Origin of the sequence: Sulfobacillus thermotolerans, assembly GCF_039623705.1 — a bacterium.
In the GTDB taxonomy this organism is placed as follows: Bacteria; Bacillota; Sulfobacillia; order Sulfobacillales; family Sulfobacillaceae; genus Sulfobacillus; species Sulfobacillus thermotolerans.
Genome location: NZ_CP133983.1, coordinates 2365916 through 2381214, shown reverse-complemented (window position 1 = coordinate 2381214; position 15299 = coordinate 2365916). Strand labels below are relative to the sequence as shown.

Sequence of the window (15299 nt, the reverse complement as noted above, 5' to 3'; positions counted from 1 at the left end):
TTATAAATTCGTTAATTCCACCGTGGAGGCGGTTCGCAGATAATGGCGTGCCGACTCTACGGCCGTAGCCGCTTCACCGAATCCAGCCGAAATCAACTTGACTTTGCCTGGATAACTCACGATGTCGCCGGCAGCAAAAACTCCCGGCAAATTCGTGTGCATCGCCGAATTTACATGAATCTCTGTCCCGTTGCCTTGTAGGTTCCAACGCTGAAAAATTTGCGTCCCCGGCAAAAGCCCTATCGCTACGATGACGCGACTTAAGGCTAATGAGGCTAGAGTCTGTGTCTGGTTATCACGCAGACTAACGGAGTCAATGCCATCGGAACTTCCCTCAATGGCGACTAATTCGTGGCGCGGCAGTAAAGTGACGTTAGGAAGCGCTTGCAACTTGGCTAAACTGTCCGCATGGCACTGAAACGTATCGCGGCGATGAATCATCCAGACTTGTCGGGCCACCTGCGCCACCGCCATGGCCCAGTCCGCCGCGGAATCCCCCCCTCCTACGACCAATACATCGTGCCCCCGAAAATCTTCCAGCGTATTGACAACGTAATACAAACCGTGGCCTTCAAAACGATCGATGGCATCAACATTAAAACGCCTCGGAATAAATTCCCCAATGCCTGCGGTAATGATAACAGTGCGGCCCGAGACAGGTCCATGGTCTGTCTCAATATGCCAAAGACCGCCTTCGGCGGTGAGAGATTGGGCCGTCGTATTCAATAACACGCGGCTGGGATACTGCAACGCTTGTTGCTTCAAAGCCTCCACCAAATTGTGTCCGGTAATCATCGGAAATCCGCCGACATCATAAATGGGTTTGTCTGGATACAAGTGGTCTAACTGGCCCCCAAGACGAGGCAAGCGTTCCAATAAAATCGTGTCCAGATGATGCAGCCCTGTCAAATAGAGCGCATAAAGACCTGTTGGTCCTCCCCCCACGATAAGCACTTCTGCCGAGCTCTCTGCCATGGCGTTCCCTCACTGTTCGTATGCTCGAATGGAAATCCTTCCGAATTCCTTCATCAGTGTATCCACTGGATTTTCTCCTTGTCAAAAATCTTATTTCGCGTTATTGTCGTCTGAAAACTCCTAATTAATATGGAGGTGGTTTTCTGATGTCTCTTTCGTCGCTACCCGATCGGGAGACAAGCCTTGCCTTGCTGACTCGCTATACGAAAAATCCTTCGCTTATTAAGCATGGACTAGCGGTAGAAGCCGTCATGCGGGCATTGGCTGAGCGTTATGGCGAAGATGCGGACCTATTTGGTACGGTGGGTCTCCTGCATGATTTTGATTACGAAGCCTATCCCGAAATTGGGCAACATACAATTGAAGGCGGGAAAATTTTAGAAGCGGAAGGGTTCCCCCCTACCATCATTGAAGCGATTGCTTCGCATGTCACCGAAAATGGCATACCCCGGGACTCAGTGCTTAAACGTGCCATTTATGCCGCCGACGAATTGACCGGGTTTGTTGTGGCCGTCACACTCGTTCGCCCCACTAAGAGTTTAAGTGAAGTCAGTCCCCGTTCCGTTATTAAGAAATTAAAAGACAAAAGCTTTGCAAAAGGCGTCAATCGCACGGATGTAATTCAAGGCGCCGAAGGATTAGGTATTCCTCTTGAGGAGCTCATTGCTTTTATCGTCGACGCACTGATCTTGCATGCGCAAGCACTCGGATTGAACCCGTAAAAAGAAAACTCCTCGGAGGTTCAACCCGAGGAGGATTCCAGTCGCTTGCGTCCTGAAAATCCTTCGTCAACGCCATGATAATAGAGAACAGACGGTTCATCCATTTTCCAGCACAGATAAATGGGCTCCCCCTCCCGTTCACTCGGAAAATCTACCAATCCCATTTCGACATCGGTTACCCGACATCCCATCTGATTGATGTCCGCTAAGACGCCATTCGCATCGGCCACCACTTGATCAAATTCCTGTTTTGCCAATTGGTAGTCACTCAGCATGATCAAGTTACCATCTTTGCGGTACCCGACCTCTCGAATATCCCGCATTTCTTCATATTTCAAGCGAGCTTGTCGCTGCAGCGTCTGCAAAGTTGTGAGAAGTTCGCGCAGAGGCTCGAGCAATTGATTGGCCTCGTCAACCGTAAATTGTCTGGCTACCATTACCCCAACCTCCTGTCACTAAAATTGCGCCAGCTCGTCCGAGACACCAGCTACCTGGTTAGCTTCCCGTGCGGCAACAAACAAAAAATCGGATAATCGGTTTAAATATTTCAACTGCAAGGCATATGAGGGTTCCTCTTGGATGAGGGCCACTAAGCGGCGTTCTGCCCGGCGCACAATGGTTCGCGCCTGCTGCAAAAAGGCCGCCGCGGGAGCTCCTCCTGGCAAGATAAATTGCCGAAGTGCTGGCAACCCCTGATCAAGCAAGTCAATCCATTGTTCTAGCATCTCTACCGCCTGGTCCGAGAGTCGGTCGGTCCGGTCCGGGCTGATATTAGACAAATCCGCCCCCAAGCCAAACAAATCATTCTGGATTTGTCTGAGCATGTTATCCAGCCGTCCAGGCGCCAAGTATGCACGGGCTACACCAATAGCCGCATTCGCCTCGTCCACGGCTCCATAGGATTCGACCCGCACTCCATCTTTTGGCACGCGCTTCATTCCGCCGTGCCCCCATAAGCTAGTAAGCCCCGTGTCGCCTGTTTTCGTGTAAATTTTCATTCGTCAGTCCTCCTGCGTGCCTTACGCCCTATTCACCACGGATCTCCTAGACCTTGATGTCCTGCTACCCGGCTATAATCAAGGATTAAAAGCACAGCGGTGACTGTCATGATAGCGGCTCCTCCTATTCTACGAGAATTAGCCGCTTCTCGAAACAAATAGACGGCGATCAGCGCGGCAAAGAATGCTGCAACCGCCGACGAGGCCTCAACGAGACTCGCCGGCCATCTCTTTAAAAGAATGACCACACTGACATACGCGATCGCGTTTAACAGGCCCACAATGCCTGTGGTTACAGGCATTGCCTTTGCGACACGAAAAACAGCTTTGCCTTCTTGGTGCCAAAATACAGCAGCAATCATCCATGATGCAACACAGGTCATAAGACTGGCACCATATGTCCACGGATCAGGGGACTGCACGTGGACATCTGCCAAACGGCCCATAGCGAGGAGGCCGTCACTGGCTAACATCATCCACACGGGTTTTGATAAATGGCCTTGAACCTGCCACCACGCTCCGACGGCAAACAATCCAATGAGGAGCCATGACGTGGGGGGTAAATGGGCTGGATGAATCAAAAACAATAAGAGTGTTGTGGCATTGGACCACGGGCTCACCTGACTCGCTTCCCCAATCACCAAAGACATCGTAGATAAGGCAAATGCTCCAGCATAAAGCGTGCCAGGGCCTAAGGCCTGCCAATCGAACCCACTCGTGCCCTTCCATGCAGCAATCGCCCACAGCCAGACTGCGGCACCCACGTAGGAAAGCCCCATAACGGCCCAAGGGCTGGCTCGGTCGCGTCCAAACACGCGGTAAGCCAGCCGTTCTCCTGTTAAGCTGACAATGCGAAGTACAATCCACAGGTCCATAGCCGTCCCCCTGTCCCATTCTATGGGACGAGGGGGCGAACTAGTCTTAAGGCGTGGGGGAGCTCACGGATGGCCCTTTTTCAATAATGCGAGGACTCGGGCGATAATGGTCAATCCCTATCACTTTCGTGCGAGTTCCTTGAGGCTCTTTAATTTCTAACCAGGTCTCAACCCGAACACCAGGCTGCCCCGGCGCTAAAATTTTTTCTTCACCGGGCTTGAGCTTTGAATTGTAGCGGACTATCGTCCGGTAGGGATACGTTTGCAACGTTTTATGGTGCACAATAATTTCGGGTCCAGCCGAGGCACCCCAAATTTTTACCGTCAAATGGCGCTGCCCAGCTTGTGCACTGAGAAGAATAGGTGTCGAGCGATTGTTTCGAAATTGAAAATTGAGGTAATCACTCGCAACTGTGGCATCCTCTCCCGGTGGCAAATACGGGACCGTTAACCCGTGGTTATGGCGCTCAATAATGGGCAATCCTGTCCGTAACAAAGCCGAATACAAGGTGGATGAGCCTTGGCACACGCCGCCACCCACCGAAGGTACGATACGGTCTCCCACAAAAGCACGCCCCCACCCATATCCATTCTCCGCGGTGTAAGGTCCCACCACCTTATAATATGAAAAGATGTGGCCAGGCTGAATGACCGTACCGTTAATCCGGCTTGCCGCGAGCTCAATATTTTTAGCTTGACTCGGTGTGGCATGAAAATAATTGGTCGTCTGTTGCCCAAGCAAATAATGCAAGGGAATCACCTTATCTCCCCCAGGTCCTTGCTCTGTGACCAAGGGAGCCTGTGCGTGATATTCCAAGCGTGCCCACAGCGCCCCACCATGCGGAGCAATGACCGCAGGTGCCGAAACCCCCGGAAAAAGCCCTAGCCAAGCCGCCAATAGCCAAAAACGCAACATAAGTTTTAATCCCTCCCTATTTGACGGTATCTTGCCCCAGACGTAGGGTTTCCACTCCTCGCCACGCATTGCCACCCTTTCCCAAGAATGTTATCTCGTGCATTTTGTGCACAATCCGCCAAGTTGTGGCACACTATGAGGAAGACAAGCAGTCTTTGCCGCATGCCATGCGCACATGAAGCTCAAGGTAAAACAGGGTCTACTATCCCTCTGTGCCAATGATGCTTGTGTGAAGGCTACTACCACGACGTTCGCAACATAACCGTGTGCAAATACTGCCGTGTCGTTCAACGCCAAGACGGATAGGAGTATCCCTACCGTTGCAATGCGTGAGAAGGGAGGAAGGCGGTGCAAGCCCTCCGCCAAGGAATTATGGAAAACACACAGATTGGATTATTGGGGTTTGGCACCGTAGGTCAGGGCGTGCTGGACGTGGTCAACAGACGGGAAGGACTCCATGTCGCAAAAGCCCTTGTACGTCATCCTGAAAACTATCAGGGAAAGTATGCTATCCCCTTTACCTCTAATCCCGACGACATTTTGTCCGATCCGGATATTGACGTCATCGTAGAGGTCATGGGTGGCCTTCGTCCTGCCTACGACCTTATTGTCGCAGCGTTGGGACAACGCAAATCCGTTGTGACCGCAAACAAAGCCGTTGTGGCCCGTTATGGTCCAGAATTGATGAGTCGTGCTCGAGAAGCCCGACAAAATTTCCTATTTGAGGCCAGTGTTGGAGGCGGCATTCCAGTACTTGATGCGTTGTCACAGCACTTAAGCACCGTACCCATTCACGTTGTCGAAGGCGTTGTGAACGGCACGACCAATTTTATCCTTGACCAAATGGACCAAGGCATGTCATATCACCATGCACTAGAGCGCGCTCAAGCCCTAGGATTTGCCGAACAAGATCCGTCAGCCGATGTTGATGGCTGGGATAGTGCCCGCAAGCTGACGATTCTAGCGGGGTTAGCCTTTCATGCCTGGGTTGATGCGGAAGAAGGCATCGTAGAAGGGATCCGTCAGATTGACGCCGAGCATCTGACGCGCCTGCGCCAAATGGGCTTTGGCATGCGGCTTGTCGCACGCGCTGAACGCCACCCTGGGAGCATTGGGTTTGTGGTAGCCCCCACTGTCTATCCTCAGGACCACCGCTATCTCCAATTGCATGGCTCACAGAATGCGATTGGCTTTCTGTCAGAAGCTGGCTGGACCTGGATTGAAGGGCCAGGAGCGGGTGGGATTGCCACGGCCACTAGCATTGTCGCCGATATTCAACGGATCCGTATGTCCGTTCCCGACCGTAATCCGCTCTTTTTTTCGCCATCCTATGCGGAAAATGTTGATGATGCCTATTTCATCTTCATGGACAACCCTGACAAGCCTTTACCGCACATCGCAGATGCCCTGCGCAGCGGCCCGGGCTTTATTGTCGCTCCCCACAAGTTACCGGAGGACCCTAGCATCATCCAATACCGATACCGCGCAAAATGAGGACGGCCTAGGCCGTCCTCATGGGGCTCTATTGATTCTGAAGCTGTTCCTCCGCCATGCGGATGGCTTCGCGGACCAAATTGCCGCATTCGCGTGCCGGTACGGCACCCCATCCTTCACGGCGAACAATGTCATCGACACCCAACCGTTCACTCAATTTCATTTTTGTGGCCTCGGACAAGATTTTTGCCAAGATACCACCCCCCACAACTAGTGTGGCTTCTGCGCGTGTTTTCATTCACGCCCCATAATCTGATGCCAGACTTTTAGACCCTCTGCGAGGTCGCGTGATAATGGTGGCTGCATCGCCGGAAACGCCCCGTAGAGAAAATGATAGACTTTTTCATAAAAGAGCACGCGGGTCACAAAATTCTTGGTTTCTGGAAAGGGGATTTGATCTGAAGTGGTGGATGTCGGCTGCAATCTCCCCTCTGCTATCCACCGTGCTACATTGCGTCCTCCCGCGTTATATGCCGCTAATCCAAGAACGGGATTCCCATAAAAATTGCCCAGCAACTGGCTAAGGTACCATGTGCCGAGGTGGATATTGAGTGCCGGATTGTTCAAGTCTTGTGTTTTAATCGAGCGCTTATCCGCTTTTTGGCTAGCCCACTGCGCCGTCGCAGGCATTAACTGCATGAGCCCCACCGCGCCTTTTGCGCTGACGGCATCAGGACGGTAGCTACTCTCAACCCGAATAACGGCAGCGACCAAATAAGGACTAACCGAATGGGCGCGCGCCTCTTTCCACACAATCGCTCGGTAGGGGAGCGGGGCTACATAATGGTACGCGCCAAAAATCATGAAAATGATCACCAGCAGCCACAAACCCGCGCTGCGCTTGGGATTTAGGCGATAGTGTGTGCGTTGCGCCATAGTTGCGTCACCTGTTCCCTTAAAGACAACAACGTTCCTTGGTTGTCAATTACATGATCGGCATATTGAACTTTCTCCGCTAACGGCATTTGTGCGGCAATACGTCGCCGCGCTTCATCCGGGCCAATATGATCCCGTGCCATCACCCGAGCAAGTTGCTGATGCGGATCAGAATATACAACCCAGATCTCGTCCACCTGGGTTCGCCATTCTCCTTCAATTAATAACGGAATATCCAAGACCACAACCTTGGAGCCTTGCCTTTCAAGCTCCGCGAGCCTCTCCTGAATTTGCCGCTTCACGGCCGGATGAACGATACGATTCAATGCTTCACGTTCAGAAGCCTCATGAAAAATGATGTGACCCAACTTCCGACGCAGCAGTTCCCCATCCGGCCCCAGAATACCCCACCCGTAACGATCCCACACCGCACGCCACACCAGCTGGCCGCGCCTTTGACACTGGTGTGTTAACGCATCCGCATCAATGACAGGTGCCCCCAACTCTTTCAATATCCGGCTGACCTCTGATTTTCCACTGCCGATGCCCCCTGTTAGCCCCACGACACGCATGTCATCACCTCCAGCCTGTCTCACCCTTACCATATGGTCGGTCTTTACGGAACAGAATGCCACGACAATACTTGATGAGACAATACCTCCGCATGGGGCATCGATTGGGAAAAGAGCCAAAAAGAGCGGCGTTTTACCAATTCTACAGATGTTCCGTGAGTAAACCAGCGATGCTGCCCAATATACGCTCCGATTTGTCCATTTTTCGCTACCGTAGCCAAATGGGCAGCCGTCGTCTGCTGTATGGCAATACGTCCCCGCGACAACGTCACCAATGATTGGGCTAATTGGACCGCTTGGGAATCTGTCCGGTCTACCCATACAACAAATGGCCCCTGCCCGTGAGATGGGAGGCGAGTTGATGGTGATAATGGCGGCAGCAAACCTCGGAACGCTTTGGAAACCCAATGCCTGATATTAATACGGGACATGGCCGCCGTGGACTGATGTGCATTGATGTACAAGGTCACAACCCCCGGCTGAGTTAACGTCTGCACATGTGTCAATTCTCGCCGCGTTAAACGGGATAGGGCCGTTGGAGCAATCGGCACCGCATTGACCAAGCCATTCTGATACGCTAGTAAGGCCTGATTCAGCTGGGAATAGACCTCGAGATTGACCGCCTGCGGCCCAGAGCCCGAAACCTTAGAAAAACTCAAATGATCCCCTGGGGTCCATTGCGTCAGGGCGTAGCCACCCGTGCCAATCAAATTGGTGAACTGCCAATTTTGGCCGCCCTGGCTTTGGTCCGATACCGGAACGATAGCCAGAACCGGATTCGCCAAATTTTGTAAGAATGTCGTCGTCACCGGCTTTTTTAAGGTTAATTGCAGACTTAAGGGCCCGTTGACCGCAATCCCTTGAACATAATGAGCTTGTCCATGTTCAAATCGGTTGGTCCCAACCACCTCGGCCAATAGATGTTGCGCCGCCGATGAATTCACAGGGGCTACCAAAGGTCTGACGAGGGCCTCAGCAACAAGGTCAGCTGTTATGCGTCGGCCATTGGATAAGCGGGCGGGACGCAGTTCAATTTTCACCGTATTGCCTTGATAACTGACAGCGCTAGCTAGCCCTGGCTCAAGGCGTCCCGTAGGAGACACCGTCAGCAACGTTTGAAACACATTGCTTGCCACCTGCCAATCGGCAGGCGACGACGCTAAAGCAGGATCAACATTACCGGGACTTTGAAAAATCACTTCGGTAAAAACATGACTGGTTACCGGCGCTAGTCTTTCCTGCGGTCGTTGAATCAGCAGCGCCGGTAGAAAGGCCAGTACCAGCAACAACCATGGCCATATCCGCCCCCGCATCAGCCTTGTTTCCCAGGCAGTTTCTCCAACTGCGATGGCGTTAAATCCTTTTCTGAAATGACATTCACACGGTATTTGTCGTGTTCTTGAGGAATTATCTCAACTTCTCCCCGAACCTCATACGAGTCCCACAAGATATTTTTCAAATTCTGGGCCTCCGTTAACGAATCCACCCCAAATGTCAGATGTTGCAAGAAAAATTCCTCCTCATCCGTCTCATGATTGACAGTGCCCACAAAAGTGGCTCGTGCGGCCCGCAATAACCTGCTGTGCCAAAAGATGACCGCAACGGCGGCATTCCTGCCCACTGCGCCCATAGACCCAGAGATAGGCCTGGTTTTCACCAGGATGTCCTAGGGCGTCGACATAATCGGAAAATGTTGTGCCGCGGTGCATAATAGCCTGTTTCAGGACCGCCCGAATTGCACGAATCATTCGCGTGATCTCGGCAGGGGTCAAACTGCTGCCTGGGCGATCCGGCCTAATCCGAGCCTGAAACAACGATTCATCCACATAAATGTTGCCCAATCCCGCAATAATCCGCTGATCGAGCAGTAGAGCTTTTATCGGCGCAGAGCGCCCTTTAAGCTTTTGGGCGAGAAATTGACGGGTCAACCGCCGGCCAAGAGGCTCAACGCCCAATTGCGCCCCGGGCTCCTCGCCCGCTGGGAGCCACCCAATTCGCCCAAAACGCCGTGGGTCACTCAAGCGCAGGTCAAAATCTCGAAAGCCCAACACCATATGTGTATGGGTTACCCATGGTGCACTGTCGGGGATCCAAATTAAGCGCCCCGACATCCCGAGATGCACCAGCAAATGATCTTGGGTATCCCACTCAAGGAAAAGAAACTTGCCCCGCCGCTTTATGGATTTTACCATGCGCCCCGGCAAACGACGAGTGATTTCCTCTGCGCTGGCTGAGCCAGTTTTCACCATGCGTTGGTCTAAATGCTTGACCGTATTAACCCGTTGGCCTAATACCGTCTCGGTTAAATAGAAGCGAATTGTTTCGACCTCTGGCAACTCAGGCATCAGGAATCTCCCATGACGTCATACTTTCCCATGTTATTCCTTGCTTAAATTCTACTTCCAAAGGCACTTTCAGCTGCATAGCGCTCGTCATATACTCTTTCGCCAACCGCGCCAGAGAATACTTTTCTTCTTCCGTTGCGTCCCAAATGAGTTCATCATGCACCTGCAGTACCAATTGGCTTTGAAACGACTCTTGGCGCAGGCGTTTCCCCAAGTTCACCATCGCAATCTTAATTAAGTCAGCGGCACTTCCCTGAATGGCTGTATTCATTGCCATACGCTCGGCATACTGGCGTCGCGCGCGATTTTTGGAATGAATATCGCGAAGAGGGCGGATACGTCCCATGATGGTGCGGACCAATCCCTCCTCCCGCGCCGATTCGATGACACGGTCAAAGTACTCTTTCAGCTTAGGATAGCGCGCAAAGTACCGGGCAATATAATCTTTAGCTTCTCGTTGACTGACTCCAGTATCGCGAGCCAACCCGAAATCAGAAATTCCGTACACAATACCAAAATTGACCGCTTTGGCTCGACTGCGCCATGTACTATCGACCTCATCAAAGCGCCTTACTATCCCATGTCCATAATGGCACATCGGGCCACGGCTCATTTTGCCACGGGGCCATATGCCCTTCAGGGTCCATAACCCAAATGCCGGTGTCGTCGCTATGCACCACCAAATATTTTGGATTGGCAGCTAATTGGCTCCACAAGACTCGTTCTTGATCCCGGGTTACCGCATGCTGGACTGTCTCCTCTGCGGCGGTGGCCACCTCGTCCGCCGAACGCGGCGCCTGGCCTAACCGTCTTTCTATAGCATGTAGCGCTAGACGGTTGAGCAGTTCTGACGCGTGGGCATCGGGCGCAGGCGTAAAGGGTTCTGCCACGTCAGGCCACTGAAGGGGAACATCGCGAATAATGGTCGCTAAATCTCGACTCGTTCGGGCATCCTCTTCGTGGCCCTTAAGTGCCTTTATCCACCGCGTGTTATCCAGTGTATCCACATGTTCTAAAAGGTTGTCCACGGATCCATACCGGCGAATTAATTCCCGCGCCGACTGCTCTCCAATCCCTTTGACTCCCGGTATATTGTCTGAGCTATCCCCCATGAGCCCTTTCAAATCAGGCACTTGCACCGGGGCCACGCCCAATTTTTCCTCCACTTTTTGAGCGTCCATGCGATCCATATCACTAATGCCTGTTCGTGACGTCAGAAGCACCGTGGTATCATCATCCACGAGTTGCAACAAATCGCGGTCTCCCGTCACAATCAAGGTACGGTAATGGCGTGCACGCCCCATGACCGATAACGTACCAATCACATCGTCCGCCTCGTAGCCATCAACCATAATCGTAGGAATCCCGAGGTGACTGGCAATGTCCAGCGCTAAAGGGACTTGAACGCGAAAGTCGTCGGGAGCTTCTTTACGCGTTCCCTTGTACTCAGCATATTGCGCGTGGCGAAAGGTCTTGTGGGGACCATCATAGGCAATAATCACCCGGTCCGGATGTTCTTGACCAATAACTTTGAGCACCATCGCCAAAAACCCATGAATTGCACCCGTCGGCGTTCCGTCCGCCGCCTGCAAATTTTGAGCTGAAAGCGCATGATATGCTCGAAAAAGAAGGCTATGGCCATCTATGAGTAGTTGCGTAGGCATGGAATTATGTGGGCTCCTTCACTAAAAATCCCCCGAAAGATTGGCTGCCACAAGTGTAGCGGTCTATTCTCAGCACTTCGGCATCTTCGCAAAAAGTGATCTATACTATAGTAACTGATATCGACTACGCTCACAAACCTATCTCATACGCCATACGAGGCGAGGAGGTCTACTTTTGCCACAGCCGTGGATTTTTATTCATGGAGCCGGTTCGACCGCACACACGTGGTCTCGACAACACCGATTGCCTTGGCCCACGATGTTTCTCAATTTGCCCGCAAAACCCCAAATATTGCCGGATCATTTGATTGCTGCCCTCGCAGATTGGATTGTGCCGCAAATTCACGAACCCGCCGTTCTCGTTGGTCATTCCATGGGAGGCGCTATCGCCCAGACGCTCGCGTTATTAGTCCCTGATAAGGTTGCGGCGTTGGTCTTGGTCGGAACTGGTCCCAGGCTCATCCTGGAACACTTTGGATCGTCGCCAATTCGGCCGCGCTGAGTGCATAGATATTCTTATCCATGGGACCGAAGCCTTCCTTCACCGGATCCAAGCCTTTACGAATACCATCAAGGCCAGCCATTAGCAAAGCGGCGAACGCCAAATACGGATTGGATGTGGCGTCAGGAGTGCGGAACTCAATCCGACTGGCTTTCGCATTGTTGTTGACGGGGATACGAATAGCCGCAGAACGGTTACCATGCGAGAACACAATGTTCACAGGCGCCTCGTAGCCCGGCACTAGACGACGGTAACTGTTGGTAGAGGGATTAGTGAAGGCTAACAGAGCCCTGGCATGCTTGAGCACGCCGGCAATATAACTTAACGCCAATGGTGACATATGCGCGTATGCGTCGGGTTCCTCGGCATAAAACAACGGCTTTCCATCTTTCCATAAAGACTGGTGGACATGCATCCCATTGCCGTTATCCCCGAATATAGGCTTGGGCATGAAGGTGACGGTCTTGCCGTGCTGCTGGGCCACATTACGGACCACATATTTGTACATCATCACGGTGTCCGCCTGCTTTGTTAGGGTATTGAATCGTAGATCAATTTCTCCCTGGCCCGCCGTCGCCACCTCATGATGGTGCATTTCCACACGAATTCCCACGCTTTGTAACGCTTTCACCATCGCTGTACGCAAAGCGGCTGTGCTGTCTAAAGGCGGAACGGGAAAATAGCCTTCCTTAGTGCGAATGGTGTGGCCTAAACTACCTTCCTGAAACGAATTCCAGAATCCTTCCCCCGAGTCCACCATGTAAGCAGCATGATGCCCTTGATTGATATAGCGCACGCTATCAAAGATGAAAAACTCCAGTTCCGGGCCCCAAAAAGATGTATCCGCAATGCCTGAAGCCTTTAAATATGCTTCCGCGTTTTGTGCGACACGCCGGGGATCTCTTTGATATGCGACATGTTTCGGATCGTACACATCGGCCACAAGGCTAAGCGTGGGGACAGGTGCAAACGGGTCAATCACCGCCGTGTCCGGATCGGGCACCATGAGCATGTCGCTTTCTTCAATGCCGCGGAACCCTCTTATACTGGACCCGTCAAAGGGAATGCCATGAGAAAAGGTCTCTTCGTCTACTTCACTCACGGGAATCGTTACATGTTGCCAAATTCCTGGCATGTCAATAATATGCACATCTATCATTTCAATTTGCTTTTCACGGATGGTGCGCAACACGTCCTCAGCTTTCACCTGAAATCCCCCTCTAAATTTACAAGAAATGTTCTCTTTGACGGAACACATGTCAATACGTTGTTAAGTATATGAATGTATCTGCCGGTATGTCAATACAGCTTGTAAGCTTTTTGCTCAAATCTTACAGACCCTTTTACTATGCCCTGACGTCCCATCCTTATGCAAAAACAGGCCCAGAATCGCTTCTGCTGGGCCTGTTTCGTTGGTTCTCTTTTAGATGTGATATTTGGCTAAACGCGCGTTAACCTCATCCCAGTCGACATTCTTCATGAATGCGTCTATGTAAGGTGCGCGCTTCACCCCATAATCTAGCCCGTACGAGTGCTCATACACGTCCATCACAAACAAGGGATAGGCTCCCCACGGCACACCCACGTTGTGTGCATCTTGACCGACGATGTGCAATTTTTCATCATCGAGGTCATAGGCTAGCACAACCCATCCGCGCACGGCTAACCCTGTTGCTTTGAATTCCGCTTCAAATTTTTGAAACGAGCCAAAGTCCCGATCAATTAATTCTTTGGCACGCCCCGTTGGTTCGCCGCCTTTACCTCCCATGTTGTCAAAATACCATTCGTGCAATTTTGACCCGTTAAGGCAAAAGCTTTCCTCGGTCTTCAACGCCCGCAATTCACTGTAAGATTGGTTCGCGGTAGATAGGTCGACCGATTCCATCTTGTTTCGAATTTCGTTTAGCTTGTTAACATATCCTTTATACAAAATCCCGTAATGCTGCTCAATTTCTTCTTTGCTGATGCCTTCCATGCTTAAGCAGCTCTCTTTAAGGTCGCGGTATTTGCGCTCCTCTGCCATTCAACATCCTCCTGTCGTTTAAGAAGTTTCGCAGTCCATGCCATTGGACGCCATCGTTTGTAGTTCTTGGCATTATTGGCCCCTATTAGTATAACAGAATTTGGACAACTTGCCCCCAAGGGGCTACTAGGACTATTCTGAAATAAATATCAGGAACAGTCCTCTTGCCTCCTGAGAAAGCTTGCCCAATTCATGGGCAGAAAGAGGGGTAGTGCAGTGATTGCACCCAAACCTAGCATCAAGCAACTAAATCCTTATGTTCCCGGCCGTTCCATTGAGTCCGTCATGAAAGACACCGGCATATCCACCCTCGTCAAATTATCATCCAATGAGAGTTTATGGGGACCTTCCCCACGTGCCATCGAAGCCGCTCAACAGGCGGTGGCTTCAGGCTTGACATTTTATCCTGAAAGCGACCCGGCGAGCCTTTATGAAACGTTAGGCCGCATTCACCACTTCGCACCGACCCAGCTTATTGTGGGAAATGGCGCCGACGAGTTGTTGGAACTGATTGCGGTCACCTACGCCGGGGCCAACGATGAAGTCATCTATCCTGTTCCAAGCTTTTCGGCCTATCGACACGGCACCTTGATGACAGGAGCCCGGGGTGTTACAGCCCAGTTAACACCTGAGGGAGCCGTTGACCTCGATGATGTCTTGAATCAAGTGACTGATAGAACTCGCATTATTTTTCTTTGCACCCCCAACAACCCCACGGGAGGGATTATTAAACATACCGCATGGGAATCTTTTCTGGCCGCATTGCCGGATAACATCTTAGTTGTACTAGACCAAGCCTACGTTGAATTTGCCAACCATACTGAGCATTTACAAGCTCAAGAATCGATCGCCAAAGGCCATCCCGTTATTATGGTGCGAACCCTTTCCAAAATCTATGCATTAGCCGGCCTTCGCATTGGCTGGGCTGCCGCCCCTGATTATATTATTAGCCCTTTGAAAACCGCTCGACAGCCTTTCTCTGTGAATCGGGTGGCATTAAGCGCTGCCCAAGCCGCACTTGAAGATCAAACCTACATCCAGAATGTCTTATCGGAAACGATAGCAGCCAGGCAATACATGGCCAGGCAATGGCAAACGCGCGGCTATTCGTTTTGGCCATCGTATGCTAACTTCGTCACGGTCGATCTGAAATCTGATGCGCGTGTGTGGGCTGCTAAATTGGAACAGGCGGGATTCATTACACGCCCAGCCAGCGCCTGGGGACTGCCTCATCATCTGCGGGTAACTGTAGCGCCCATTCCCATCCTAGAACAATTCTTTGCCGCGTTTGACGCCATTGGCCGGGGTTGACAAATCGTCTAAAGTTGGCTAATGTC

19 protein-coding genes are annotated in these 15299 nt (G+C 51.7%); 4 read left to right on the top strand and 15 right to left on the bottom strand.

The genetic code is table 11. The annotated features are described in order from the left end of the window. Entirely contained in the window at positions 1–975 is a 975-nt protein-coding gene (locus tag ORD20_RS12370) for an NAD(P)/FAD-dependent oxidoreductase (RefSeq protein ID WP_103374388.1), read from the bottom strand. Between the two features lie 146 nt (positions 976–1121). On the opposite strand from ORD20_RS12370, the gene ORD20_RS12365 reads away from it, so the two are divergent. Further along, positions 1122–1697 (top strand): HDIG domain-containing metalloprotein, encoded by a 576-nt coding sequence (locus tag ORD20_RS12365; protein WP_103374389.1) that lies wholly within the window; start codon positions 1122–1124, stop codon positions 1695–1697. Positions 1698–1717: 20 nt separating this feature from the next. Here the strand turns inward: ORD20_RS12365 and ORD20_RS12360 are convergent, their stop codons facing one another. The 4 genes from ORD20_RS12360 to ORD20_RS12345 are packed head-to-tail and all read right to left on the bottom strand — an operon-like array spanning position 1718 to position 4486. Beyond that, positions 1718–2134, bottom strand: a complete 417-nt coding sequence (locus ORD20_RS12360; RefSeq protein ID WP_103374390.1) for a DUF2203 domain-containing protein — start codon at positions 2132–2134, stop codon at positions 1718–1720. An 18-nt stretch (positions 2135–2152) separates the two neighbouring features. Beyond that, positions 2153–2695 (bottom strand): cob(I)yrinic acid a,c-diamide adenosyltransferase, encoded by a 543-nt coding sequence (locus tag ORD20_RS12355; RefSeq protein ID WP_103374391.1) that lies wholly within the window; start codon positions 2693–2695, stop codon positions 2153–2155. Positions 2696–2727: 32 nt separating this feature from the next. Beyond that, positions 2728–3570 (bottom strand): EamA family transporter, encoded by an 843-nt coding sequence (locus tag ORD20_RS12350; RefSeq protein ID WP_103374392.1) that lies wholly within the window; start codon positions 3568–3570, stop codon positions 2728–2730. 46 nt (positions 3571–3616) lie between these two features. Next, a complete protein-coding gene (locus tag ORD20_RS12345; protein ID WP_173677062.1) occupies positions 3617–4486 on the bottom strand; it encodes a VanW family protein in 870 nt (289 codons plus the stop codon). Between the two features lie 348 nt (positions 4487–4834). On the opposite strand from ORD20_RS12345, the gene ORD20_RS12340 reads away from it, so the two are divergent. Continuing rightward, the gene (locus tag ORD20_RS12340) at positions 4835–5980 is read left to right on the top strand and encodes a homoserine dehydrogenase (RefSeq protein ID WP_103374393.1); all 1146 of its coding nucleotides are present in this window, start codon (positions 4835–4837) and stop codon (positions 5978–5980) included. A 28-nt stretch (positions 5981–6008) separates the two neighbouring features. Here the strand turns inward: ORD20_RS12340 and ORD20_RS12335 are convergent, their stop codons facing one another. The 8 genes from ORD20_RS12335 to ORD20_RS12300 are packed head-to-tail and all read right to left on the bottom strand — an operon-like array spanning position 6009 to position 11437. Then, entirely contained in the window at positions 6009–6218 is a 210-nt protein-coding gene (locus tag ORD20_RS12335; RefSeq protein WP_103374394.1) for a hypothetical protein, read from the bottom strand. Then, the gene (locus tag ORD20_RS12330; RefSeq protein WP_103374395.1) at positions 6215–6856 is read right to left on the bottom strand and encodes a lytic transglycosylase domain-containing protein; all 642 of its coding nucleotides are present in this window, start codon (positions 6854–6856) and stop codon (positions 6215–6217) included. The genes ORD20_RS12335 and ORD20_RS12330 overlap by 4 nt, the downstream gene beginning before the upstream one ends. Then, complete coding sequence (coaE, locus tag ORD20_RS12325; protein WP_103374396.1) at positions 6829–7428, bottom strand: dephospho-CoA kinase; 600 nt, start codon at positions 7426–7428, stop codon at positions 6829–6831. Before coaE ends, ORD20_RS12330 begins: the two co-directional genes overlap by 28 nt. Positions 7429–7472: 44 nt before the next feature. Continuing rightward, positions 7473–8741, bottom strand: a complete 1269-nt coding sequence (locus tag ORD20_RS12320) for an ABC transporter substrate-binding protein (protein ID WP_103374397.1) — start codon at positions 8739–8741, stop codon at positions 7473–7475. Beyond that, a complete protein-coding gene (locus ORD20_RS12315; protein ID WP_103374398.1) occupies positions 8741–8935 on the bottom strand; it encodes a hypothetical protein in 195 nt (64 codons plus the stop codon). Before ORD20_RS12315 ends, ORD20_RS12320 begins: the two co-directional genes overlap by 1 nt. A gap of 22 nt (positions 8936–8957) precedes the next feature. After that, positions 8958–9773 carry a bifunctional DNA-formamidopyrimidine glycosylase/DNA-(apurinic or apyrimidinic site) lyase gene (mutM, locus tag ORD20_RS12310; RefSeq protein ID WP_103374399.1) on the bottom strand — a complete coding sequence of 272 codons (816 nt, stop codon included), beginning with the start codon at positions 9771–9773 and terminating at the stop codon, positions 8958–8960. Beyond that, positions 9766–10371: a DNA polymerase gene (locus tag ORD20_RS12305; RefSeq protein ID WP_430626224.1), complete on the bottom strand. Its 606-nt coding sequence runs from the start codon at positions 10369–10371 to the stop codon at positions 9766–9768. Before ORD20_RS12305 ends, mutM begins: the two co-directional genes overlap by 8 nt. Continuing rightward, complete coding sequence (locus ORD20_RS12300) at positions 10334–11437, bottom strand: 5'-3' exonuclease (RefSeq protein ID WP_430626223.1); 1104 nt, start codon at positions 11435–11437, stop codon at positions 10334–10336. The genes ORD20_RS12305 and ORD20_RS12300 overlap by 38 nt, the downstream gene beginning before the upstream one ends. Positions 11438–11612: 175 nt before the next feature. On the opposite strand from ORD20_RS12300, the gene ORD20_RS12295 reads away from it, so the two are divergent. Beyond that, complete coding sequence (locus tag ORD20_RS12295; RefSeq protein ID WP_430626222.1) at positions 11613–11939, top strand: alpha/beta fold hydrolase; 327 nt, start codon at positions 11613–11615, stop codon at positions 11937–11939. Here the strand turns inward: ORD20_RS12295 and glnA are convergent. Together glnA and ORD20_RS12285 are read right to left on the bottom strand one after the other, a co-directional pair. Next, positions 11896–13146 (bottom strand): type I glutamate--ammonia ligase, encoded by a 1251-nt coding sequence (gene glnA / locus ORD20_RS12290; RefSeq protein ID WP_430626221.1) that lies wholly within the window; start codon positions 13144–13146, stop codon positions 11896–11898. The genes ORD20_RS12295 and glnA overlap by 44 nt on opposite strands. 216 nt (positions 13147–13362) lie before the next feature. Continuing rightward, complete coding sequence (locus ORD20_RS12285; RefSeq protein WP_103374402.1) at positions 13363–13962, bottom strand: superoxide dismutase; 600 nt, start codon at positions 13960–13962, stop codon at positions 13363–13365. 216 nt (positions 13963–14178) lie between these two features. Here ORD20_RS12285 and hisC point away from each other — a divergent pair, with 216 nt between their 5' ends. Next, a complete protein-coding gene (gene hisC, locus ORD20_RS12280) occupies positions 14179–15273 on the top strand; it encodes a histidinol-phosphate transaminase (protein WP_158246150.1) in 1095 nt (364 codons plus the stop codon). The last annotated feature ends 26 nt before the right edge of the window (positions 15274–15299 follow it).

Bases quoted from the DNA above. Each gene is read 5' to 3' on its own strand.
- ORD20_RS12370 (WP_103374388.1), bottom strand. From the start codon at position 975: ATGGCAGAGAGCTCGGCAGAAGTGCTTATCGTGGGGGGAGGACCAACA.
- ORD20_RS12365 (WP_103374389.1), top strand. From the start codon at position 1,122: ATGTCTCTTTCGTCGCTACCCGATCGGGAGACAAGCCTTGCCTTGCTG.
- ORD20_RS12360 (WP_103374390.1), bottom strand. From the start codon at position 2,134: ATGGTAGCCAGACAATTTACGGTTGACGAGGCCAATCAATTGCTCGAG.
- ORD20_RS12355 (WP_103374391.1), bottom strand. From the start codon at position 2,695: ATGAAAATTTACACGAAAACAGGCGACACGGGGCTTACTAGCTTATGG.
- ORD20_RS12350 (WP_103374392.1), bottom strand. From the start codon at position 3,570: ATGGACCTGTGGATTGTACTTCGCATTGTCAGCTTAACAGGAGAACGG.
- ORD20_RS12345 (WP_173677062.1), bottom strand. From the start codon at position 4,486: ATGTTGCGTTTTTGGCTATTGGCGGCTTGGCTAGGGCTTTTTCCGGGG.
- ORD20_RS12335 (WP_103374394.1), bottom strand. From the start codon at position 6,218: ATGAAAACACGCGCAGAAGCCACACTAGTTGTGGGGGGTGGTATCTTG.
- ORD20_RS12330 (WP_103374395.1), bottom strand. From the start codon at position 6,856: ATGGCGCAACGCACACACTATCGCCTAAATCCCAAGCGCAGCGCGGGT.
- coaE (WP_103374396.1), bottom strand. From the start codon at position 7,428: ATGCGTGTCGTGGGGCTAACAGGGGGCATCGGCAGTGGAAAATCAGAG.
- ORD20_RS12320 (WP_103374397.1), bottom strand. From the start codon at position 8,741: ATGCGGGGGCGGATATGGCCATGGTTGTTGCTGGTACTGGCCTTTCTA.
- mutM (WP_103374399.1), bottom strand. From the start codon at position 9,773: ATGCCTGAGTTGCCAGAGGTCGAAACAATTCGCTTCTATTTAACCGAG.
- ORD20_RS12305 (WP_430626224.1), bottom strand. From the start codon at position 10,371: ATGTGCCATTATGGACATGGGATAGTAAGGCGCTTTGATGAGGTCGAT.
- ORD20_RS12300 (WP_430626223.1), bottom strand. From the start codon at position 11,437: ATGCCTACGCAACTACTCATAGATGGCCATAGCCTTCTTTTTCGAGCA.
- ORD20_RS12285 (WP_103374402.1), bottom strand. From the start codon at position 13,962: ATGGCAGAGGAGCGCAAATACCGCGACCTTAAAGAGAGCTGCTTAAGC.